Genomic DNA, 21,649 nt, shown 5'->3' with positions numbered 1-21,649 from the left:
ACCGTGCGCGTTGCACAGTCATGGCTCACCGAGATCCTCCGCCGCGACACCCCGGACTGGGGCGTCACCGCCGACGAGCTGGACGCCGGGTTCGTGCGCGTCGGCTTCGAGGTCGAGGAGCTCGACTCGCTCGACACCGTGACCGGCCCGTTGAAGATCGGCCGCGTCGTGGCGATCGAGGAGCTCACGAACTTCCGCAAGCCGATCCGGTTCTGCCAGGTCGACGTCGGCGAGGCCGAGCCGCGCGACATCGTCTGCGGCGCCCGCAACTTCGCCGAGGGTGATCTCATCGTCGCGGCGCTGCCCGGCGCCGTGCTGCCCGGCGGCTTCGCGATCGCCACGCGCCAGACGTACGACCACACCTCCGACGGCATGATCTGCTCGGTCTCCGAGCTCGGTCTCGGCACCGACCATTCGGGCATCCTCGTGCTGCCCGCGGGGACCGCGGAGCCCGGCGACGACGCCAAGCAGGTGCTCGGCATGGACGACACCGTGATCGAGCTCAACGTGACGCCCGACCGCGGCTACGCTTTCTCGGTGCGCGGTCTGGCCCGCGAGCTCGCCTGCGGGTACGACCTGCCCTTCACCGATATCACCACCCCGTCGCCCGTGCAGGGGGCGGGGGTCGGCGGCGTGGACGTCACCGTCGAGCCCGAGTCCGGCTGCACCCGCTTCACCGCGCTGCGCGTCGAGGGCATCGACCCGAAGGCTGTGAGCCCGTGGTGGCTCCAGCGCCGCCTGCTCACCTCCGGCGTACGCCCGATCAGCCCGGCGGTCGACGTGACGAACTACCTCATGCTGCTCAGCGGCCAGCCGCTGCACGCCTTCGACGCCGACACGGTGCGCGGCGGCCTCGTCGTGCGCGCGTCACGCCCCGGCGAGACCCTGGAGACCCTCGACCACGTCGAGCGCACGCTCGATCCCGAGGACACGGTCATCGTCGACGACTCCGGACCCGTCTCGCTCGCGGGCGTCATGGGCGGCGCGAGCACCGAGGTGGGCGACGAGACCGTCAACGTGATCCTCGAGGGCGCCGTCTGGAACCCGGTCAAGGTGTTCCGCACCGGTAAGCGGCACAAGCTCAGCTCGGACGCCGCGAAGCGCTATGAGCGCACCGTCGATCCCGCGATCTCGGTGTGGACGGTCCGGGAGGCGGCGCGCCTGCTCACCGAGATCGCCGGCGGCACCGTGGTGGGCGAGCTCACCGACCTCGGCGGCTACGGCGACCGGCCGCAGGTCACCATCGCCGCAGACCGTCCGGACCGTGTCGCGGGCATCACCTACGCCCCGGGTACGACGGTGCGCCGCCTCACCCAGATCGGTTGTGCCGTGGAGGGGGAGAGCAGCCTGGCGGTGACCCCGCCGACGTGGCGTCCCGACCTGAACATGGTCGCCGACCTGGTCGAGGAAGTGCTGCGGCTCGAAGGGCTGGAGCAGATCCCACCCGTGCTGCCCGCCGCCCCCGGAGGCCGGGGGCTCAGCGCCCGGCAACGTCGCCGCCGCACCGTGAGCCGCTCGCTCGCGCACACCGGCCACATCGAGGTGCTCACCAGCCCGTTCCTGCCCGCCGGCGTCTTCGACACCTGGGGCCTGGAAGACGACGACCCGCGCCGGAACACCACGACGGTGCTCAATCCGCTCGAAGCCGATCGGCCCTCGCTCGCCACCACTCTGCTGCCCGGTCTCCTGGAGATCTTGGCGCGCAACGTCTCACGCGGCCAGCGCGATCTCGCGCTGTACACCATCGCGCAGGTCGTGCTGCCGCACGGCCGCGACGGTCGGCGCGCCGACGGGACGACCGTCGCCGTCGATCCGATTCCCGTCGACCGGCGCCCCACCGCGGAGCAGATCGAGGAGCTCAACGCCTCGCTGCCGAGCCAGCCCGAGCACATCGCGCTCGTCTTCGCGGGCCGCCGCACCCCCGCGGGACCGTGGGGCGAGGGCCGCGCCGCCGACGCGACCGACGCCTTCGAGGCCGTGCGCGAGATCGGCCGCGCGAGCAACGTCGACCTCACGCTGCGGGCGGCGCAGTACGCGCCCTTCCACCCCGGCCGCTGCGCGGAGGTCCTGGTCGGTGAGACCGTCGTCGGTCACGCCGGTGAGTTGCACCCGGCCGTGCTGGAGCGCGCCGGGCTGCCGGCGCGCACCTGCGCGGTCGAGCTCGATCTCGATGCGATTCCGCTGGTGGAGAACCTTCCCGCGCCGGTGGTCTCGCCGTTCCCGGCGGTGCTGCAGGATGTGGCGGTCGTCGTCGACGCCGACGTCCCCGCGGAGGCCGTCCGGTCCGCGCTGGCCGACGGTGCCGGGGAGCTGCTGGAGGCGATCTCGCTGTTCGACGTGTTCACCGGCGCGCAGGTGGGCGAGGGCCGCAAGTCGATGGCGTTCTCGCTGCGGTTCCGCGCGGGCGATCGCACCCTGACCGAGGACGAGGCCTCCGCCGCCCGCGACGCGGCGGTGGCGAAGGCCTCATCGGTGGTCGGGGCGGTGCTCCGCTGATCCCGGGCTAGCTGGTGTGGTGCACCTCGGCCAGCTGGTAGACGGGGGTGTCGATGCCCTCGTAGCGGGCCTTGAGCTGCAGGGCCAGGTACAGCGAGTAGTGCCGTGACTGGTGCAGGTTGCCGCCCATCATCCACAGGCCCGGTACCTGCGTGGGCTTCCACATGTTGCGCTGCTCGCCCTCCCAGGGGCCCGGGTCCTTGGTGGTGTCGGACCCGAGGCCCCAGCACTTGCCGAGCCGGTCGGCGGTGTCCTGGCCCATGAGGTCGGCCGCCCAGCCGTTCATCGAGCCGTAGCCGGTGGCGTACACCACGAGATCGGCCGGCAGCACGGTGCCGTCCTGGAGCACCACAGCGTCCTCGGTCAGGTGGTCCACGCCGCCCCTGGCCAGCGTGATCGAGCCGTCGATGATCAGACCCGCCGCGCCGACGTCGATGTAGTAGCCCGAGCCGCGGCGCAGGTACTTCATGAACAGGCCCGAGTCGTCGTCACCGAAATCGAGTTCGTATCCTGCCTTTTCGAGGCCGGCGTAGAAATCGGCGTCGATCTCGCGGACCTTGTCGTAGATCGGCTTCTGGAACTCGTTCATGATCCGGTAGGGCAGCGAGGCGAAGATCATGTCCGCCTTGTCGGTGGTCACGCCGTTCGCGACGGCTCGCTCGCTGTACAGGTCGCCGAGCCCGTGTTCCATCAGCGACTCCGACTTGATGATGTGCGTGGAACTGCGCTGCACCATGGTGACCTCGGCCCCGGCTTCGATGAGCGCCTTGCTGATGTCGAGCGCGGAGTTGTTGGCGCCGATCACCACCACCTTCTTGCCCGCATACGCATCGGGTCCCGGGTGGCGGCTCGAATGATGCTGCTCGCCACGGAAGTCCTCCATGCCAGGGAAGTCGGGCACGTTCGGCTTGCCCGACATGCCGGTGGCCAGCACCAGTTGTTTCGGGTGCAGAGTGAGTCGTTCCACGGCCTCGTCGCCGGTCTCGTCGTCGCGGGTCACCTTGAGGACCTCGACGGTCCACTCGCCCTTCACCTCGTCGTAGGCGGCGGAGAGGGCCTCGGTGCGCGACCAGTACGGCACCTCCATGACGCGGGTGTACATCTCCAGCCAGTCACCGATCTTGTCCTTGGGCGCGAAGACGGGCCAGTTGGCCGGGAACGGCAGGTAGGGCAGGTGGTCGTACCAGACCGGATCATGCAGGCACAGCGACTTGTACCGGCCGCGCCACTGGTCGCCCGGGCGGTCGTGCTTGTCGATCACGAGTGCCGGCACGCCGAGTTGCCGGAGACGGGCGCCGAGTGCGATGCCGCCCTGCCCGCCGCCGATCACCAGGGTGTCCGGTTGCACGGCGTAGCCGAGTTCGGCCTCCTCCTGCTCGCGGCGCTCGGCCCAGGTGGCGGCGGTATTGTGCGCGCCGTGTACCGCCCCCATCGGGCGGCGCTCGCCGAAGGATTCCTCATGGCCCTTCAGCTCGCGCAGGGTGGTCAGCAGGGTCCAGGCACGATCCACGCCGTCCTCACCGGCGCGCACCCGCAGGTGTCCCTTGCCGCGGCCGACACCGGTCTCGAAGCCGATGAAGGCCTCGGCCACCTCGTCGCCGGTCGCGGGATCGGTGGTCACGAAGCCGCTGGGATCGGCGCCGTCGAGGCGTTCGGTGAGCATCGCCGCGATCTGATCGCGTCCCTCGCTGGTATGCAGGTTCCAGGTGAACGACACCAGGTCGCGCCAGAATCCGCCGGGTTCGAACAGATCCGTCACGGCGGCGATGTCGCGGGCGACGAGCGCCGCCTCGAACCGTGCCAGCCATGCGTCCACTCGCTGCTGCGGATCGGTGAGGGTGTTCGGTTCCACGTCGGCGATCGCGGTCATGGGGTGCTCCTTCGTCTCGAACGGCTGATCTGTGTGTTCTGCATCACACTCCGGTGGGACGGGTGCGACAAGGGTTGCGTCCGGTTGCAGCGGGGGCGCGGGATGCGCGCCCGACGTCGAATCCGCCGTGGCGGCCCTCGTCGCCGTGCAGAATCGGGGTGTGGCACAGATGGTCGAGCCCGCGGTGGCGCACGGCGAGGATCCGCGGTCGTACGCGCGGCTCCTCGCCGAGGTCTACGACGCGACGATGGCGGGCGAGCGTCCCCCGGCCCGGCCGCGCGAGGTGATCGGTGATTCCTGGGAACGGGTTCGCGCCGCGGGTCTCCTGCCCGACGACGATGCCGCGCCCGCGGTGAACGCCGCCGAGGTGGCGCGGTTGCGCCGTGCATCGGGCTTGGCCTCGGTCATCGATGATCTGGAGGGCGGGCTCGCACCGATCATCGACGGTGGATCGAGCATCATGGTCGTCTCCGACGCCGAGGGGCGCTTGCTCTGGCGCACCGGAGCCCCGCGTGTGCTGCGCCAGGCCGATGCGTTGGGCTTCGTCGAGGGCGCCGCCTGGGGCGAGAATGACGTGGGCACCAACGCGATCGGTACCGCGCTCGCCGCCCGCGGTGCCGTGCAGACCTTCTCCGCCGAGCACTTCGCGCGCAATCAGCACCCGTGGACCTGCTCCGCCGCTCCGATTCGGGACCGCCGTACCGGCGCCCTGCTGGGCGTCGTCGATGTGAGCGGACCGGCGCATACCGTGCATCCCACCACGCTCGCCCTGGTCGCGGCGGTTGCCGGATTGGCGGAGGCGCGACTGCGGGAATCGCATCAGGCCGGGCTGGAGCAGTTGCGCACCGTCGCGGCGCCGCTGTTAGCGGGGATCACGGGCCCCGGGCTGGTCGTGGACACGCACGGCTGGGTCGCGGCGGTCGGCAGGCTCGGGCATCGGGCCCGGGTCACGTTGCCCGCGGTGATGGAGGGCTCGCACCTGTGGCTTCCGGAGTTGGGTGAGTGCACCGTCGAACCGCTGCCCGGCGGGTGGCTGCTGCGGCCGGTCGCGACCGATTCCCTGGCCGAGCGCACGCGGGTCACCGTCGACGTGCGGGCCGATCGGACGCCCGAGGTGAGCGTGCTGGGTGCGGCGGGTCAGTGGCGGCACCAGCTGTCGCCGCGGCACGCGCAGATCCTCGAACTGTTGGCCGACGGTGCCGGGCACACGGCCTCGCAGCTCGCTTCGTCGTTGTTCGGTGACGGTTCGCGGGTGGTCACGGTGCGCGCGGAGATCTCGCGGCTGCGACGAGTGCTCTCAGGGTTGATCGCGGCGCAGCCGTACCGGTTCGCCGACGGCGTCTGCGTCGAGTTGCTGCGCTGACCGGTCCCGACCTCTAGCGTGAGTGCCGTGAGCGAGCCGCAGATCTTCCCCGAGGACTGGAACACGGCGCTGGTGCTGGTAGCGCATCCGGACGATCCGGAGTACGGGATGGCGGCGGCCGTGGCTCGGTGGACGGCGCAGGGCAAAGCGGTGGCGTACGGGCTCGCGACGTCGGGTGAGGCGGGGATCGAAGGCATGTCGCCCACGACCGCCGGGCCGGTACGCGAGGAGGAACAGCGACGGTCCGCCGCGGTCGTCGGGGTGGACGACGTGCGGTTCTGGGGCTTTCCCGATTCGAACGTCCGCAACACCCCGGAGCTGCGGGCTGCGATCGCCGCGTCGATCTCCGAGCACGCGCCCGATCTGGTGTTCACCATCTGGGGCGGCGCCGAATGGGCACCCGGCGCACCGAATCAGAGCGACCACATGGAGTTCACCGCCGCGGTCGCCGAAGCGGCCCGGGCGGCCGGCGTCACGGCGTATCAGAGTTCGCCCGAGCCCACCCTGGTGGTGGATGTGACCGGGTACACCGAGCGGGCGGTCGAGTCGCTCGCGGAGCACAGGCAGTACTTGTCTGTGCTCGATCCGTCGACGCCGGTGATCGAGCAGGCTCGTGAACAGGTGAAGTGGGCGTGCCTCCCGCGAGGGGAGTTCGCGCACGCCGTCGGGTTCTCCGCGCTGCCGTAGGCGGGCGGCGGCGTGGTCAGCTGATGTGGAAGGCCTGCGTGATGTGGTTGCCGCGGGTGTGATCGCCCACCAGGCTGGGGCGGCCCCGGCCCATCTTGACCAGCATGGCCCGGTTCTCCACGCGCGGTGCGAAGCCGTCGAGGATGCGGTTGACGGTGCCGCGCACGCCGCGCTCGCGGCGCGCGGTGGCCAGCGACAGCGGCTGCGTCATGGCGTTGGCGTTGTTGTTCATGTTCAGTCCTTCGGCGGATGAGATCGTTTCGTTACGTTCTTCCACCATGCCGACGGTCCCTGACGAGGGGCTGAGTCTCGACTGTGGGTTGCCGGGAACCGTGAACCGGGCCGCATGTGAATACGCTTGCATAGTGATGCATAATCATTGCATGACTGTTTCCGTGGCCATCGCGGGCGCGAGCGGCTACGCCGGGGGAGAGATCCTGCGGCTGCTGCTGAACCACCCGCACTACCTCGCCGGCGAGCTCACCATCGGCGCGCTGACCGCCGGTGGAAACGCCGGCAGCACGCTGTTCGAGCACCATCCGCACCTGCTGCCGCTCGCCGATCGGGTTCTGCAGGAGACCACCCCGGACATCCTGCGCGGTCACGATGTCGTCTTCCTCGGCCTGCCCCACGGTAAGTCCGCAGAGATCGCCGAGGCACTGCCGCCGTCCACACTCATCATCGACTGCGGCGCCGACTACCGGCTCAAGGACGCCGCCGATTGGGAGCACTACTACGGCAGCAAGCACGCCGGCACCTGGCCCTACGGCCTCCCGGAGCTCCCCGGCAACCGCGACGTGCTCTCCGGTGCGAGCCGGATCGCCGTCCCCGGGTGTTATCCGACGGTGTCGACCCTCGCTCTGCTGCCCGCCGTCGTCACCGGGATCGTCACGCACGATGTCACCGTCGTCGCGGTGAGCGGCACCTCGGGGGCCGGCCGCGCCGCCAAGGTCGACCTGCTCGCCTCCGAGGTCCACGGTTCGGCGCGCGCCTACGGCGTCACCACGCACCGCCACACCCCGGAGATCAGCCAGAATCTCTCGGCCGCAGCGCATACGCCGGTCACCGTCTCGTTCACCCCGGTGCTGGTGCCGATGGCGCGAGGCATCCTCGCGACCTGCACCGCCCAGACTCGCGCGACGCAGGAACAGGCCCGCGCGGCCTACGCCGCCGCGTACGCCGACGAGCCTTTCGTGCACCTTCTCCCGGAAGGTGTACAGCCGCAGACGAAGTCGGTACTCGGCAGCAACGCCGTCCAGGTTCAGGTCGCCGTCGACGAGCGCGCCGGTCGGCTCGTCGCGACGGCTGCCATCGACAATCTCACCAAGGGCACCGGCGGCGGCGCCGTGCAGTCCATGAACCTCGCGCTCGGCTGGTCCGAGACCGCTGGCCTGTCCACCGTAGGAGTCGCACCGTGAGCACTTTCAAACTCGTTCGGAATCAGGGTGTCACCGCGCCCCTGGGATTCAAGGCGGCGGGCATCGCGGCCGGTATCAAGGCCTCCGGTAAACCCGACCTGGCGCTTGTGCTCAACGAAGGCCCGCATTACACCGCGGCCGGTGTCTTCACACGCAACAAGGTCAAGGCCGCCCCCGTGCTGTGGAGTGAGCAGGTGCTCAAGGACGGTCGCCTGCGCGCGGTGATCCTCAACTCGGGCGGTGCCAACGCGTGCACCGGACCCGGCGGCTTCCAGGACACCCACGCCACCGCCGAGAAGGTCGCCGATGCGCTGAGCCACTGGGGCAGTGAGACGGGTGCCGGCGAGGTCGCCGTGTGCTCGACAGGGCTCATCGGAGACCGGCTGCCCATGGACAAGGTGCTCGCCGGCGTCACGGAGATCGTGCGCGAGATGGGTGGCGGCATGACCGGCGGAACCGATGCGGCGCACGCCATCATGACCACCGACACCGTGCCGAAGGAGACCGCACTGCACCACTCCGGTGGTTGGAACGTCGGCGGTATGGCCAAGGGCGCCGGCATGATGGCGCCTTCGCTCGCAACGATGCTCGTGGTGCTCACCACGGATCTGGTCGCCACACCGGAACAGTTGGATGAGGCGCTGCGCTACGCCACCGCCTATACGTTCGAGCGGCTCGATGTGGACGGCTCCACTTCCACCAACGACACCGTCCTGTTGCTCAGCAGCGGCGCCAGCGAGAAGCACTGCACGCAGGAGGAACTCAATGCCGCGGTGCGCGCGGTCTGCGATGATCTCGCCGCACAGCTGCAGAGTGACGCCGAGGGAGTGACCAAACGCATCCTCATCACCGTGACCGGTGCGGTCTCCGAGGAGGAGGCGCTGATCGGTGCCCGCGCGATCGCCCGCGACAACCTGGTCAAGACCGCGCTGTTCGGTAGTGATCCGAACTGGGGCCGCGTCATGGCGGCGATCGGCATCGCGCCCATCGATCTGGTGCACGACAAGCTGACCGTCTCCTTCAACGGGCAGCCGATCGCTGAGAACGGTTGTGGCGTACCGGGGGCGCGAGAGGTAGACCTCTCCGGTCCCGAGATCGACGTCACCGTCGATCTCGGTCTCGGGCGTGGCGCCGCGACGATCCGCACGACGGATCTCTCGCACGCCTACGTCGAAGAGAACTCGGCGTACTCCTCATGAGCGCGCCCGATCTCACGCCGCTCGATAAGGCTGGCGTGCTCGCCGAGGCCCTGCCCTGGTTGCAGGAATTCCACGGCAAGACCGTCGTGATCAAGTACGGCGGCAATGCCATGGTCGACGACGATCTCAAGCGCTCCTTCGCTCAGGACATGGTGTTCCTGCGCACCGCCGGCATTCACCCCGTGGTGGTGCACGGTGGCGGTCCGCAGATCAACGCCATGTTGCGGCGCCTCGGCATGGAGGGGGAGTTCCGTGGCGGCTTCCGTGTCACCACCCCCGAGGTGATGGACGTGGTCCGCATGGTGCTCTTCGGCCAGGTGGGGCGCGAGCTCGTCGGGCTGATCAACTCATACGGCCCGCTCGCGGTCGGCATGTCGGGCGAGGACGCGCATCTGTTCACCGCCACCCGAAGGCAGGTGATGGTCGACGGTGAGCTCACCGACATCGGCCTCGTGGGTGATGTGACCTCGGTGAACCCGGATGCGGTGAACGATCTCATCGCGGCGGGCCGCATCCCGGTGATCTCGACCATCGCTCCCGACGCGGGCGGTGTGGTGCACAACATCAACGCCGACACCGCCGCCGCGGCCCTCGCCGAGGCACTCGGCGCCCAGAAGCTGGTGGTTCTCACCGACGTCGAGGGGCTGTACACCGACTGGCCCGACCGGTCCTCGCTCACCTCGGAGATCGACACCGACGCCCTCACCGCACTGCTCCCGAGCCTGGACGCCGGCATGGTGCCGAAGATGGAAGCGTGTCTGCGTGCGGTCAACGGCGGCGTGCCCACCGCGCACGTGATCGACGGCCGGATACCGCATTCGGTGCTCCTGGAGCTGTTCACCCGCGAGGGCATCGGCACCATGGTGACCGCGCCGGTCGCCGCCCCATCAACCTGGATCTGAGAGAAACGATGACGAATCAGTCGATGCAGCAGCGGTGGAAGGCCGCCGTGATGGACACCTACGGCACTCCGCCGATCGCCCTGGTGTCCGGGCGCGGCGCGCAGGTCACCGACGCCGACGGCAAGGAATACGTCGACCTTCTCGGCGGTATCGCGGTCAATGCACTCGGGCATGCCCACCCGAAGATCATCGAGGCCGTCACGAAGCAACTCAGTACGCTCGGTCACGTTTCGAATCTCTACATCAGCGAGCCCGTGGTGCGCCTGGCCGAGCGGCTCACCGAGGCCGTCGGCGTGCCGGGAACCCGTGTCTTCTTCGGCAATTCGGGTGCCGAGGCCAACGAGGCCGCGATCAAGATCGGCCGGCGCACCGGCCGCGCCGCGATGGTCGCCGCCGAAGGCGCCTTCCACGGGCGCACGATGGGAACGCTCACCCTCACCGGTCAACCGCCCAAGCGCGAGCCGTTCCTGCCGCTCCTGGAGTCGGTGACCCACGTGCCCTACGGCGATGCGCCCGCCCTCGAGGCGGCCGCCGAGGGGGCCGCCGCCATCTTCCTCGAGCCGATCATGGGGGAGGGCGGCGTCGTGGTGCCGCCCGCGGGATATCTCGCCGCCGCCCGCGCTGCGGCCTCCAAGGCCGGCGCACTGTTGGTCTTCGACGAGGTGCAGACCGGGATCGCACGCACCGGAACACTTTTCGCGTACCAGAAGGCAGGCGTCACGCCCGACGTCTTCACGCTGGCCAAGGGACTCGGCGGCGGCCTGCCGATCGGCGCCACCGTCGCTGTCGGCGCCACGGGCGATCTGCTCGCCCCCGGCCAACACGGAACCACCTTCGGTGGCAACCCGATCGCCGCCGCAGCCGCGAACGCCGTCCTCGACGTGATCGAGGAGGAGGGGCTGGCCGAGCGCGCCGACGCGCTCGGTAAGCACATCTGTGCCGAGATCGAATCGCTCGGTCACCCGCTGGTCACCGGCGTGCGCGGCTCCGGCCTGCTGCTGGGCATCACCCTGGCCCGACCCGTGGCCAAGGCGATCGAGACCGGTGCGCGGGATGCGGGATTCCTGGTCAACGCCGCACAGCCCGATGTGGTCAGACTCGCCCCGCCCCTCGTCCTCACCGACGAGCAGGCCGACCGCTTCGTCTCAGCCCTACCCGCCCTCCTTGAATCAGCCCAGGAGACATCATGACCCGTCACTTTCTCCGCGACGACGACCTCAGCCCCGCCGAACTGCGCGAGGTGCTCGCACTCGCACCGGAGTTGAAGGCGTCGCCCTTCTCGCGTCGCCCGCTGGAGGGCCCTAAGGGCGTCGGCGTGCTGTTCGATAAGAACTCCACCCGCACGCGGTTCAGCTTCGATGTGGGTATCGCCCAGCTCGGCGGGCATCCCGTGGTGGTGGATAGCAAGTCCACACAGATGGGGCGCGACGAATCGCTGGCCGATACCGCGCGGGTGCTGTCGCGGTTCGTCGACGCGATCGTCTGGCGCACCTATTCGCAGGCCGGTCTCGAAGAACTGGCGCAGCATTCGACCGTGCCCGTGATCAACGCATTGTCCGACGATTTCCACCCCTGTCAGATCCTCGCGGATCTGCAGACCATCGCCGAGCGCAAGGGCGCGGAAGGCACCGGGTCGGTGGCAGGGCTCAAGCTCACCTACCTCGGCGATGCAGCCAACAACATGGCCAACAGCTACATGCTGGGCTGCGCGAACGCGGGCATCGACGTCACCGTCAGCGGTCCGGAGGGCTTCCGGCCCGATCCGCGGTTCGTGGAGGCGGCCCGCGAGCGGGCGAAGCAGACCGGCGCCGAGGTCAGTGTGATCGACGATCCGGTGCTCGCCGTCGCCGGTGTCGACGTGGTGGTCACCGACACCTGGGTTTCGATGGGGAAGGAGGACGACGGGCTGGACCGCACCGCACCGTTCCGCCCCTACCAGGTGAACGCCGAACTGCTCGCGCACGCCGATCCCGATGCGATCGTCCTGCACTGCCTGCCCGCCCACCGCGGTGACGAGATCACCGACGAGGTGATCGACGGCCCGCAGTCCGCCGTCTTCGACGAGGCAGAGAACCGGCTGCACGCCCAGAAGGCGCTGCTGGCGTGGTTGTTGGAGCAGTCATGACCGATCAGCCGCTCGCCACACGCGCCGGACGGCAGGCGGCGATCGTCGAGATCCTGGCCAACCATCAGGTACACAGCCAGGCTGAATTGCAGGCGCTCCTGGTGCGCAACGGCTACGAGGCGACCCAGGCCACGATCTCCCGCGATCTGGACGAACTGGGCGCGGTGAAACTGCGCGGCGCCGATGGTGGCACCGGCGTCTATGTGGTCCCCGAGGACGGCTCACCCGTGCGCGGTGTCTCCGGCGGCACCGAGCGGCTCTCCCGGTTGCTGGGAGAACTGCTGGTGTCCACCGACCACAGCGGCAACATCTGCGTCCTGCGTACTCCGCCCGGTGCCGCCAACTTCCTCGCGAGCGCCCTCGACCGGTCCTCGCTGCCGGAGGTGGTCGGCACCGTCGCCGGCGACGACACCGTGCTCGTCATCGCCCGCGAGCCGTTGACCGGCAAAGACCTCGCCGAGCGCCTGGTGGCGCTGGCGTAATCCCTGACAGATAGGCTTTCCCCATGTCTAAGGTCCTCTCCACCCTGCCCGTCGGCGAGCGTGTCGGTATCGCCTTCTCCGGTGGCCTCGACACCTCCGTGGCCGTCGCCTGGATGCGCGACAAGGGCGCCGTCCCCTGCACCTACACCGCAAACATCGGCCAGCCCGACGAGCCGGACATCGACGCGGTTCCCGGCCGCGCCAAGGAGTACGGCGCCGAGATCGCGCGACTGGTGGACGTGCAGCCGCTGCTGGTGCAGGAGGGCATCGCCGCGCTGCAGACCGGCGCCTTCCACATCCGCTCGGGCGGCAAGACCTACTTCAACACCACTCCGATCGGCCGCGTCGTGACGGGCACCATGCTGGTGCGGGCCATGAAGGAGGACGGCGTCGACATCTGGGGCGACGGCTCCACGTACAAGGGCAACGACATCGAGCGGTTCTACCGCTACGGCCTCATGGCGAATCCGTCGCTGCGCATCTACAAGCCGTGGCTCGACTCGCAGTTCGTCACCGAGCTCGGCGGCCGCAAGGAGATGAGCGAATGGCTCGTCGCGCACGGCTTCCCGTACCGTGACTCCACCGAAAAGGCCTACTCGACCGACGCCAACATCTGGGGCGCCACGCACGAGGCGAAGGACCTGGAGTACCTCAACACCGGCGTCGTCATCGTCGACCCGATCATGGGCGTCGCCCCGTGGGACGAGTCCGTCGAGATCACGACCGAGGACGTCACCGTCACCTTCGAAGCCGGCGTGCCGGTCGCGATCAACGGCGTCGAGTACTCCGACCCGGTCGAGCTGGTCCGCGAGGCCAACCGCATCGGCGGCCGCCATGGCCTGGGCATCTCGGACCAGATCGAGAACCGGATCATCGAGGCCAAGTCGCGCGGCATCTACGAGGCGCCGGGCATGGCGCTGCTGCACGCCACCTACGAGCGCCTGGTGAACGCGATCCACAACGAGGACACCATCGCCACGTACCACAACGAGGGCCGTCGGCTGGGTCGCCTGATGTACGAGGGCCGCTGGCTGGACCCGCAGTCGCTCATGCAGCGTGAAGCGATCATCCGCTGGGTCGCGTCCGCCGTCACGGGCTCCGTCACGCTGCGCCTGCGCCGCGGCGACGACTACTCGATCATCGATACCAGTGGCCCCAACCTCTCGTACCACCCCGAGAAGCTCTCGATGGAGCGCGTCGGCGACGCCGCCTTCGGCCCCGACGAGCGGATCGGCCAACTCACCATGCGCAACCTCGACATCGCGGACTCGCGCTCGCGCCTCGAGCAGTACGCGGTCCAGGGCATCGTCGCGGGCGAGACCGCGGCACTGGTCGGCGAGCTGGAGCAGGGTGGCGCCGATGCCATCGTGTCCGGCGGCGAGAAGATTCCGTCCGCCCTCGACGAGGCGAGCAATCACGCCGCGTTCGACCTCGGCACCGACTAGGAGATCCGTTGAGCGAGAACGCGGGTAACGCCGGGAAGCACGGCACCAACGAGGGCAGCCTCTGGGGCGGACGGTTCGCGTCCGGCCCCGCCGAGGCGATGGCCGCGCTGAGCAAGTCCACGCACTTCGACTGGGCGCTGGCCCCGTACGACGTGCGCGCGTCGCAGGCGCACGCCCGCGTGCTCAACCGCGCGGGGCTGCTGTCCGACGCGGACCTGGAGGCCATGCTCGCGGCGCTCACCCGACTCGGGGACGACGTCGCTTCCGGCGCCTTCCAACCGGCCGAGTCCGACGAGGACGTGCACGGTGCGCTGGAACGCGGGCTCATCGAGCGGGCCGGCCCCGAGGTCGGCGGCCGGCTGCGCGCGGGCCGGTCGCGGAACGACCAGGTGGCCACCCTCTTCCGGATGTGGCTGCGCGACGCGGTGCGGCTGGTCGCCGTCGGCGTGCTCGACGTGGTGGACGCCTTCGTCGCGCAGGCGCAGGCCAACCCCGACGTGATCCTGCCCGGTAAAACGCACCTGCAGGCCGCGCAGCCGATCCTGCTCTCGCACCACCTGCTCGCCTACACGCATCCGTTGCTGCGGGATGTGCAGCGGCTGCAGGATCTGGACAAGCGGATCGCGATCTCGCCGTACGGTTCCGGTGCCCTGGCCGGGTCGTCGCTGGGGCTCGATCCGGATGCCATCGCGGCCGATCTCGGTTTCGATTCCGCGGCGGATAACAGCCTCGACGCCACCGCCTCACGCGATTTCGCCGCCGAGGCGGCGTACGTGTTCGCGCAGATCGCCGTGGACCTGTCGCGCTGGTCCGAGGATGTGATCCTGTGGAGCACGGCCGAGTTCGGCTACATAACTCTCGCGGACGCGTGGTCCACGGGCAGTTCGATCATGCCGCAGAAGAAGAATCCCGATGTCGCCGAGCTCTCCCGCGGCAAGGCCGGCCGGCTCATCGGCAACCTGTCGGGACTGCTGGCGACGCTCAAGGCGCAGCCGCTCGCGTACAACCGCGACCTGCAGGAGGACAAGGAGCCGGTGTTCGATTCGGTGGAGCAGCTGCGGCTGTTGCTGCCGGCCGTCGCCGGGCTCACCGCCACGCTCACCTTCCACCCGGACCGCATGGGTGCTTTGGCCCCGGCCGGTTTCACCCTCGCCACGGACGTGGCGGAATGGATGGTGCGGCAGGGAGTGCCCTTCCGCGTCGCGCACGAGGCGGCGGGCGAGTGCGTGCGCGCCGCCGAGTCCCGCGGCGTCGGCCTCGACGGTCTCACCGACGAGGAGTTCGCGGCGATCCACCCGGCGCTCACCCCGCAGGTCCGCGAGGTGCTCACGGTGCGCGGCTCCGTCTCCTCCCGTGACGCCCGCGGCGGCACCGCCCCGTCGGCGGTGGAGAAGCAGCTCGAGCGCGTTACCGCCACCCTGCCCGCTCTCCGCACCTGGGCCGAAACCACCGCCTAACCACCCCTCGGCCGCGATTGAACACTGTTATCGCGACGCCCACCTGGGAGAATCGTCGCGGTAACAGTGTTCAATCGCGGTCGGGGTGATGCAGCGGGCCGGTGATGACCTGCTGGAGCGGGGGAGCGGCGAGGTCGACGACCTCGTCGACGGTGAGCGAGGCGAGGGGCTCGAAGCCGACGATGTACCGCGCGACCAGCAGTCCGAAAACCTGGGCCACCATGAGATTCGCGCGGAGCACACCGTCGCCGGGGCCGGCCTCCATCCGGCCGATCAGCTCGGCGAGGGCGATCTCCAGCAGGAAGCCGCGGACGATCGCCGGGTCACCGCTGTTGCCGAGGTTGGTGCGGATCACCGCGACGCCTACGTCGCGCAGGGGCCCGTCCCACATGGTCAGGAGGGCCCGCAGCAGTGCGCGGGCGGCATCGTCGAGGGGTGCCTCCCGCAGCGGCGCCCGCACGAACTCGGGGTCGACGGGGATCGCGAGCGCCGCGAGGTACAGATCCTGTTTCGTGCCGAAGTAGTGGTGCACGAGAGCGGAATCCACGCCTGCGGCCTCCGCGATCGAGCGGACCGTGGTGCCCGCGAGCCCGCCGCGCGCGAACGCGGTCCGGGCGGCGGTGAGGATCTCGGCGCGGGTGTCCGGGCTGCCGGTGCGCCGGCCGGATCTACGGGCGGGCCCGCTCACGCGACTGTGCGCGGCAGGGTGGCCGCGGCGAGCGCCAGCGCGGCGACGGCGAATCCGGCGACCACCGCGAGCGAGGTCCACATCGTGGTGGTCGCGGAACCGTGGGCACCCACCTCCTGCAGCGCCTTCACCGCGTACGTCATCGGCAGGACGTCGGCGATGCCCTGCAGCCAGCCGGGCATGGCGTCGTGCGGGACGAGCAGGCCGCACAGGAAGATCTGCGGCACCACGACGATCGGCATGAACTGCACGGCCTGGAATTCGGTGCGGGCGAAAGCGCTGAACAGTAGTCCCAGCGCGACGCCGAGCCAGGCGTCGACCACCGCGATGAGTATCACCAGCCACACGCTGCCGGCCGTCTCCATGCCGAGTAGATACGCCGCCACCGTGGTCGCGACCACCGCCTGCGCCGTCGCCGCGACCGAGAAGGCGACCGCGTAGCCGAGCAGCAGGTCGGCCTTGGCGAGCGGTGTGGTGAGCAGCCGTTCGAGCGTGCCCGAAACCCGTTCGCGCTGCATGGCGATCGAGGTGACGATGAACATCAGCGCGAAGGGCAGCACGCCCAGGAGCACCAGTGCGATGCGGCTGAACAGCGCTGTGCCGCCGGGGGAGTCGCGGTAGAGGAAGTACATGAGCGTCAGCAGCGCCGTGGGCACCACCACGATCATGGCGATGGTCCGCGGATCAGCACGCAGCTGCCGGAGCACGCGCAGCGTGGTCGCGCGGGTGATGCTCGGATTCAGGACGGTGCTCATGCCGTGGCCTCCTGTTCGCGGACGAGCGCGAGGAACGCGTCGTCCAGGGTGGGTGCGCCGGTGCGGGCCAACAGGTCCGACGGTGCGAGCTCGGCGACGAGGCGCCCCTCACGCAGCAGGAGCAGGCGGGCGCAGTGCGCGGCCTCGTCCATGACGTGGCTGGAGACGAGCAGCGTGGTTCCCGCGGCGGCCATCGCCGTGAACCGTTCCCACAGCTCAGCGCGCAGCAGCGGGTCGAGGCCGACGGTGGGCTCGTCGAGGATGAGTAGCTCCGGGTGAGCGACCAGCGCGCACGCGATGCTCACCCGGGAGCGCTGGCCGCCCGAGAGCGCATCGGCCCGGCGGTCGGCGAACGCGCCCAGGCCGACGGCGTCGATAGCCTCGGCGGCGTCGGTCTGCGTGGTGGCGCGACGTGCGGGGTACAGCGCGCCGAAGTATTCGACGTTCTGCGCCACGGTGAGGTCGCCGTAGACGGCGGGGGACTGCGTGGTGTAGCCGACGCGGGCCCGCAGGTCCGGACTGCCTGCGGGGCGGCCGAGCACCGTCGCGGTGCCGTCGGTGATCCGCTGTGCTCCCACGATCACCCGCATCAGGGTGGTCTTGCCCGAGCCCGACGGGCCGAGCAGGCCGGTGATCGCTCCCGCGGGGATCTCGGCGCTGATGTGGTCGAGGACTGTGGTCCGGGATCGCACGACGGTGAGGTCGGCGAGGGTGATCGCGCTGGTCATGGCGCCTCCAAGTAATTCACTCTACGATGAATTCATCGTTTGGTGAATTGTGCGCTCCTGGGCCCGTGCGCGTCAAGAGATGACATCGCACAACCGGTGAACGTGTTCCCGTTTCTGGTCGCCCACTGGAGAATCACCGATAACATCGAGGTATGACTGCAGAGCGCACCGTGCGCGATCTCATCGATGATCCGCGCCAATCCGATCCCCACGAGCTCGCCACGCTGTTCGCGCAGCTCGAACCCGTGAGCATCGATTTCCTCCTGGGGAGCTGGCGCGGCGGCGAGCTTCCGTCCGGGCACCCGATGGACGGAGCATTGGCGACGGCGCGCTGGTACGGCAAGACCTTCCGATCCGCGAACGACGTGCAGCCGCTGGTGTGCCTCGATGAGAGCGGTGAGAAGTTCTCCAACATCGCGCTGGGCAAGGGGGAGGCGACGTTGCGGCTGATCGACTTCGACGGCACGGTGACCGCCTCGATGGTCTACGACGGGCAGCCCGTGATCGACCACTTCGCCAAGGTCGACGACGACACGGTGATGGGCATCATGACCGGGAAGAAGCTGCAGGCGCCCTACTTCTACTTCTATCTCGAACGAGACAGCCGCCCCGCACCGTCCGGTGGCTGCCTGGCGGACCGATGACCGGCACCGTCGCACGGGCCGTCATGGCGCGGGGTGCCGCTCCGTCGCGCCTGGAGGTCGAGATACCGGACCCGGCCGGCAATCAGGTGCTGGTGCGGATCGCCGCCGTCGGCGTGTGCCACACCGATCTCACCCTCGCTGCACAGTGGCCGGAACAGGGCCTGCCGGTGATCCTGGGGCACGAGGGTGCCGGCACCGTCGAGGCACTCGGCCCCGAGGCGACGGGGCTCGCCGTGGGCGAGCGCGTCTGCCTCACCTTCGACAGCTGCGGTGCGTGCGAGTTCTGCGCGGGCGGCACGCCGGGCTACTGTGACCAGGCGATCACTCGGAACTACCTGGGAATCCCCGGGATTCGCTCGGGAGACACCCCGGTTACCGGTGGCTTCTTCGGGCAGTCCAGCTTCGCCGGGTACGCGCTCGCCACCGACCGCAACGTGATCCCGATCGGCGAGCTGCCGTTCGAGCTGGCCGCCCCACTCGGGTGCAGTGTGCAGACCGGCGTCGGCACGGTGACCCGGGCGCTGCGGGTGCAGCCGGGCGAGTCGGTGGTCGTGTTCGGCACCGGAGCCGTGGGGCTCGCTGCCGTGATGGGCGCCGTCCTGGCCGGCGCCACCACCATCGTGGCCGTGGATCCCCGGGCCGACCGGCGCGAGCTCGCGCTGCAACTGGGCGCCACCCACGCCGTGGAGGCGGGACCCCAAGCGGCACAACAGGTTATCGAGGCGACCGGTGGAGGCGCCCATGCCGCGGTCGACACCACCGCCCGGCCCGAGGTGCTCGCTCAGGCTGTGCTCACCCTGCGACCGCGGGGTTCTCTCGCGGTGGTGGGGCTCGGTGCCGCGTCCGCCGAGCTGCCGGTGATGCTGATCATGACCCGAGGGCTGCGGGTGATCGGCGTGATCGAGGGTGACTCCGACCCCGCGGAATTCCTGCCCGAACTCGCCCGTGCGGTCGCCGACGGCAGGCTACCGGTGGATCGCATCGTGACCACGTTCACCGATTTCGACCAGGCGTGGGTTGCGGCGAAGGAGGGCACGGCGGTCAAACCCGTGTGGATCCCGAAGGCTGGGTAGCATGGCGGACATGCCCATCGACGCGACGCTGCTGAAGATCCTCGCCTGCCCGCAGGACAAAGGGCCGCTGCTGTACGTGCCGGACGAGCTGTTCTACAACCCGCGGCTACGGCGCGCCTACCCGATCGAGGACGGGTTGCCCGTTCTTCTGATCACGGAGGCGCGTGACGTCGACGACGCCGAACACGAGTCGATCCTGGCGCGCGCTGTCGGCTAACTCGTCACGTGACGAATTCCCGGGACGTGCGGGCCCGGCTCGCTGACCACCCACTTCGCGCTGCGCGACTGATTTTGGGATCCGTTCTGGAGGTCGGGCCGGTGCGGGCGCGGATCGTCGAGGTCGAGGCGTACGGATCCCCTGAAGGTGGGCGCTGGCCCGACCCCGCCGCGCACACCTATCCCGGGCCCACGCCGCGCAATGAGGTGATGTTCGGACCTGCTGGTCATCTGTACGTGTACCTCTCGTGCGGCATACATCAGTGCGTGAACATCACCGCGGGTCCCGACGGTGAGGGCGGGGGAGTCCTGCTCCGGGCCGCCGCCATCGAATCGGGCGTCGACCTGGTGCGCGAGCGCCGCGCGGTCCGCGATCCCGACGCCCGGCTTGCGGCCGGACCGGGACGACTCGGCCAGGCACTCGGGATCACCGTGGCCGACAAGGGGATCGACGTGCTCCGACCGTTCTCGGAGGTCAGGCTGGAGATCGCAGCCCGACGGGGCCCGGTCGCGGCGGGACCGCGGATCGGGATCACCAAGGCCGTCGACCTGCCGTGGCGTCTCTGGCTCGCCGGGCATCCATCGGTGAGCCGCTGACCACGGGCTTCTCCAGATCGGCCACAATGGATGCGTGAGTGCAGACATTCTGGAGGAACTGTCCTGGCGCGGCCTGATCGCGCAGTCCACCGATCTCGAGGCGCTTCGCGAGCGTCTCGCCGCGGGGCCGATCACGCTCTATGCCGGATTCGACCCCACTGCGTCGTCGCTGCACGCGGGACACCTCGTCCAGTTGCTCACGCTGCGCCGTTTCCAGGAGGCGGGCCACCGCCCGATCGTGCTGGGCGGCGGCGCGACAGGGCAGGTCGGCGACCCCCGTGACGTGGGCGAACGCGTGATGAACTCCGTGGACACCGTGGCCGAGTGGGCCGCGAAGATCGACACCCAGCTGCAGCGATTCGTCTCTTTCGAGGGTGAGAACGCTGCGATCCTGGTGAACAACCTGGACTGGCACGGGCAGATGAACGTGCCCACCTTCCTGCGGGACGTGGGTAAGCACTTCTCGATCAACGTGATGCTCGCCCGCGACACCGTCAAGCGCCGCCTCGAGTCCGACGGGATCAGCTACACGGAGTTCAGCTACATGCTGCTCCAGGCCTACGACTACGTGGAGCTCGCCCGCCGGTACGACGCCGCGTTGCAGACCGGCGGCTCCGATCAGTGGGGAAACATCGTGGCCGGTGTGGACCTCAACCGGAAGATCGACGGCCGGCACGTTCACGCCCTGACTACCCAGCTCGTGACCTCGTCGGACGGTAAGAAGTTCGGCAAGTCGACCGGTGGCGGCTCGTTGTGGCTGGATCCGGAGTTGACCAGCCCGTACGCCTGGTACCAGTACTTCGTGAACACGGCCGACGCCGATGTCATCCGCTACCTGCGCTGGTTCACCTTCCTGTCGAAGGACGAGATCGACGAGCTGGAGCGGGAGACCACCGAGGCACCGCAGAAGCGCACCGCGCAGAAGCGGCTCGCGGCGGAGATGACCACGCTGGTGCACGGCGCGGACCAGACCCGCGCGGTAGAGCTGGCCTCGCAGGCGCTCTTCGGTCGCGGCGACCTCGCCGACCTTCCCGAGTCGACGCTCGCCGCCGCGCTGGAAGAGGCGTCGGTGGCCGAGGTCCGAGCGGGGGAGCCGCGCACAATCGTCGATCTCCTGGTGGCGACGGGGCTCTCCGATTCGAAGGGCGCCGCACGTCGCGCCGTGCGTGAAGGTGGCGCCTACGCCAACAATGTGAAGATCGAATCGGAGGACTGGGAACCCACGGCCGGCGGCCTCTTGCACGGTTCGTGGCTGGTGCTCCGCCGCGGTAAGAAGTCGTTTGCGGGCGCCCGGTTCCTCTGAGGCCGTCAACTGCGCAGGTCAGCGGCACGCGAGCGGATCGCACGGGGGTGTTCCGGCCACCGAGAACCGCGATGTGCGACGGATCACATTGGTAGGATTTCCCGGGCTCCCGCCGAGCCCAAGCCTCTGACCTGCGCAGATTAACGGCAAGTTACAGGCTGACCAGCGGATTTGATTGTTCGTTCCACGGTGCGTAACTTA

The 21,649-nt window shown here is 69.5% G+C and carries 21 protein-coding genes; 16 read left to right on the top strand and 5 right to left on the bottom strand.

What is annotated here, in order from left to right:
• The first annotated feature begins 3 nt into the window (after positions 1-3).
• A complete protein-coding gene (gene pheT, locus TPAU_RS12060; protein ID WP_013127036.1) occupies positions 4-2,496 on the top strand; it encodes a phenylalanine--tRNA ligase subunit beta in 2,493 nt (830 codons plus the stop codon).
• A 7-nt stretch (positions 2,497-2,503) separates the two neighbouring features.
• Here pheT and TPAU_RS12055 read toward each other — a convergent pair whose 3' ends face one another.
• Positions 2,504-4,366: an NAD(P)-binding domain-containing protein gene (locus tag TPAU_RS12055; protein ID WP_013127035.1), complete on the bottom strand. Its 1,863-nt coding sequence runs from the start codon at positions 4,364-4,366 to the stop codon at positions 2,504-2,506.
• Positions 4,367-4,535: 169 nt separating this feature from the next.
• Between TPAU_RS12055 and TPAU_RS12050 the strand changes: the two genes are divergently transcribed.
• Positions 4,536-5,729: a helix-turn-helix domain-containing protein gene (locus TPAU_RS12050; protein ID WP_041945010.1), complete on the top strand. Its 1,194-nt coding sequence runs from the start codon at positions 4,536-4,538 to the stop codon at positions 5,727-5,729.
• 27 nt (positions 5,730-5,756) lie between these two features.
• Complete coding sequence (locus tag TPAU_RS12045) at positions 5,757-6,416, top strand: PIG-L deacetylase family protein (RefSeq protein ID WP_041945009.1); 660 nt, start codon at positions 5,757-5,759, stop codon at positions 6,414-6,416.
• A gap of 16 nt (positions 6,417-6,432) precedes the next feature.
• On the opposite strand, the gene TPAU_RS12040 is transcribed toward TPAU_RS12045, so the two are convergent.
• The gene (locus TPAU_RS12040) at positions 6,433-6,648 is read right to left on the bottom strand and encodes a hypothetical protein (protein ID WP_013127032.1); all 216 of its coding nucleotides are present in this window, start codon (positions 6,646-6,648) and stop codon (positions 6,433-6,435) included.
• 151 nt (positions 6,649-6,799) lie between these two features.
• Between TPAU_RS12040 and argC the strand changes: the two genes are divergently transcribed.
• Genes argC through argH form a run of 8 tightly spaced genes read left to right on the top strand, consistent with a single transcriptional unit; the run spans position 6,800 to position 15,444 of the window.
• Entirely contained in the window at positions 6,800-7,834 is a 1,035-nt protein-coding gene (gene argC, locus TPAU_RS12035; RefSeq protein WP_013127031.1) for an N-acetyl-gamma-glutamyl-phosphate reductase, read from the top strand.
• Positions 7,831-9,033, top strand: a complete 1,203-nt coding sequence (gene argJ, locus TPAU_RS12030; RefSeq protein WP_013127030.1) for a bifunctional glutamate N-acetyltransferase/amino-acid acetyltransferase ArgJ — start codon at positions 7,831-7,833, stop codon at positions 9,031-9,033. The genes argC and argJ overlap by 4 nt, the downstream gene beginning before the upstream one ends.
• Complete coding sequence (gene argB, locus TPAU_RS12025) at positions 9,030-9,935, top strand: acetylglutamate kinase (protein ID WP_013127029.1); 906 nt, start codon at positions 9,030-9,032, stop codon at positions 9,933-9,935. Before argJ ends, argB begins: the two co-directional genes overlap by 4 nt.
• Before the next feature lie 8 nt (positions 9,936-9,943).
• A complete protein-coding gene (locus TPAU_RS12020) occupies positions 9,944-11,125 on the top strand; it encodes an acetylornithine transaminase (RefSeq protein WP_013127028.1) in 1,182 nt (393 codons plus the stop codon).
• The gene (argF, locus tag TPAU_RS12015) at positions 11,122-12,060 is read left to right on the top strand and encodes an ornithine carbamoyltransferase (RefSeq protein ID WP_013127027.1); all 939 of its coding nucleotides are present in this window, start codon (positions 11,122-11,124) and stop codon (positions 12,058-12,060) included. Before TPAU_RS12020 ends, argF begins: the two co-directional genes overlap by 4 nt.
• The gene (locus tag TPAU_RS12010; protein WP_013127026.1) at positions 12,057-12,542 is read left to right on the top strand and encodes an arginine repressor; all 486 of its coding nucleotides are present in this window, start codon (positions 12,057-12,059) and stop codon (positions 12,540-12,542) included. The genes argF and TPAU_RS12010 overlap by 4 nt, the downstream gene beginning before the upstream one ends.
• Positions 12,543-12,565: 23 nt before the next feature.
• Entirely contained in the window at positions 12,566-13,987 is a 1,422-nt protein-coding gene (gene argG / locus TPAU_RS12005; RefSeq protein ID WP_013127025.1) for an argininosuccinate synthase, read from the top strand.
• 8 nt (positions 13,988-13,995) lie between these two features.
• On the top strand, positions 13,996-15,444 hold the full coding sequence (gene argH, locus TPAU_RS12000) for an argininosuccinate lyase (protein ID WP_013127024.1): 1,449 nt from the start codon (positions 13,996-13,998) through the stop codon (positions 15,442-15,444).
• Between the two features lie 70 nt (positions 15,445-15,514).
• On the opposite strand, the gene TPAU_RS11995 is transcribed toward argH, so the two are convergent.
• Genes TPAU_RS11995 through TPAU_RS11985 form a run of 3 tightly spaced genes read right to left on the bottom strand, consistent with a single transcriptional unit; the run spans position 15,515 to position 17,615 of the window.
• Complete coding sequence (locus TPAU_RS11995; RefSeq protein ID WP_013127023.1) at positions 15,515-16,132, bottom strand: TetR/AcrR family transcriptional regulator; 618 nt, start codon at positions 16,130-16,132, stop codon at positions 15,515-15,517.
• Positions 16,129-16,887 (bottom strand): ABC transporter permease, encoded by a 759-nt coding sequence (locus tag TPAU_RS11990; protein ID WP_013127022.1) that lies wholly within the window; start codon positions 16,885-16,887, stop codon positions 16,129-16,131. Before TPAU_RS11990 ends, TPAU_RS11995 begins: the two co-directional genes overlap by 4 nt.
• Positions 16,884-17,615 (bottom strand): ABC transporter ATP-binding protein, encoded by a 732-nt coding sequence (locus TPAU_RS11985; protein ID WP_013127021.1) that lies wholly within the window; start codon positions 17,613-17,615, stop codon positions 16,884-16,886. The genes TPAU_RS11990 and TPAU_RS11985 overlap by 4 nt, the downstream gene beginning before the upstream one ends.
• Before the next feature lie 152 nt (positions 17,616-17,767).
• Between TPAU_RS11985 and TPAU_RS11980 the strand changes: the two genes are divergently transcribed.
• The 5 genes from TPAU_RS11980 to tyrS are packed head-to-tail and all read left to right on the top strand — an operon-like array spanning position 17,768 to position 21,448.
• The gene (locus TPAU_RS11980; protein ID WP_013127020.1) at positions 17,768-18,259 is read left to right on the top strand and encodes a DUF4334 domain-containing protein; all 492 of its coding nucleotides are present in this window, start codon (positions 17,768-17,770) and stop codon (positions 18,257-18,259) included.
• On the top strand, positions 18,256-19,332 hold the full coding sequence (locus TPAU_RS11975; protein ID WP_013127019.1) for an NAD(P)-dependent alcohol dehydrogenase: 1,077 nt from the start codon (positions 18,256-18,258) through the stop codon (positions 19,330-19,332). The genes TPAU_RS11980 and TPAU_RS11975 overlap by 4 nt, the downstream gene beginning before the upstream one ends.
• Positions 19,333-19,342: 10 nt before the next feature.
• Entirely contained in the window at positions 19,343-19,549 is a 207-nt protein-coding gene (locus tag TPAU_RS11970; protein ID WP_041945005.1) for a Trm112 family protein, read from the top strand.
• An 8-nt stretch (positions 19,550-19,557) separates the two neighbouring features.
• Complete coding sequence (locus tag TPAU_RS11965) at positions 19,558-20,145, top strand: DNA-3-methyladenine glycosylase (protein WP_013127017.1); 588 nt, start codon at positions 19,558-19,560, stop codon at positions 20,143-20,145.
• A gap of 34 nt (positions 20,146-20,179) precedes the next feature.
• A complete protein-coding gene (gene tyrS, locus TPAU_RS11960; RefSeq protein WP_013127016.1) occupies positions 20,180-21,448 on the top strand; it encodes a tyrosine--tRNA ligase in 1,269 nt (422 codons plus the stop codon).
• Positions 21,449-21,649 lie beyond the last annotated feature (201 nt).

The organism is Tsukamurella paurometabola DSM 20162 (genome assembly GCF_000092225.1).
GTDB lineage: Bacteria > Actinomycetota > Actinomycetes > Mycobacteriales > Mycobacteriaceae > Tsukamurella > Tsukamurella paurometabola.
This window is presented reverse-complemented; position numbering and strand designations above follow the sequence as displayed.

Coding starts and splice junctions, on each gene's coding strand:
- TPAU_RS12040 (WP_013127032.1), bottom strand. CDS start 6,648: ATGAACAACAACGCCAACGCCATGACGCAGCCGCTGTCGCTGGCCACC.
- TPAU_RS11970 (WP_041945005.1), top strand. CDS start 19,343: ATGCCCATCGACGCGACGCTGCTGAAGATCCTCGCCTGCCCGCAGGAC.
- argC (WP_013127031.1), top strand. CDS start 6,800: ATGACTGTTTCCGTGGCCATCGCGGGCGCGAGCGGCTACGCCGGGGGA.
- argB (WP_013127029.1), top strand. CDS start 9,030: ATGAGCGCGCCCGATCTCACGCCGCTCGATAAGGCTGGCGTGCTCGCC.
- TPAU_RS11990 (WP_013127022.1), bottom strand. CDS start 16,887: ATGAGCACCGTCCTGAATCCGAGCATCACCCGCGCGACCACGCTGCGC.
- argF (WP_013127027.1), top strand. CDS start 11,122: ATGACCCGTCACTTTCTCCGCGACGACGACCTCAGCCCCGCCGAACTG.
- TPAU_RS12010 (WP_013127026.1), top strand. CDS start 12,057: ATGACCGATCAGCCGCTCGCCACACGCGCCGGACGGCAGGCGGCGATC.
- argG (WP_013127025.1), top strand. CDS start 12,566: ATGTCTAAGGTCCTCTCCACCCTGCCCGTCGGCGAGCGTGTCGGTATC.
- TPAU_RS11985 (WP_013127021.1), bottom strand. CDS start 17,615: ATGACCAGCGCGATCACCCTCGCCGACCTCACCGTCGTGCGATCCCGG.
- TPAU_RS12020 (WP_013127028.1), top strand. CDS start 9,944: ATGACGAATCAGTCGATGCAGCAGCGGTGGAAGGCCGCCGTGATGGAC.
- TPAU_RS12050 (WP_041945010.1), top strand. CDS start 4,536: ATGGTCGAGCCCGCGGTGGCGCACGGCGAGGATCCGCGGTCGTACGCG.
- TPAU_RS11980 (WP_013127020.1), top strand. CDS start 17,768: ATGACTGCAGAGCGCACCGTGCGCGATCTCATCGATGATCCGCGCCAA.
- TPAU_RS11975 (WP_013127019.1), top strand. CDS start 18,256: ATGACCGGCACCGTCGCACGGGCCGTCATGGCGCGGGGTGCCGCTCCG.
- TPAU_RS12055 (WP_013127035.1), bottom strand. CDS start 4,366: ATGACCGCGATCGCCGACGTGGAACCGAACACCCTCACCGATCCGCAG.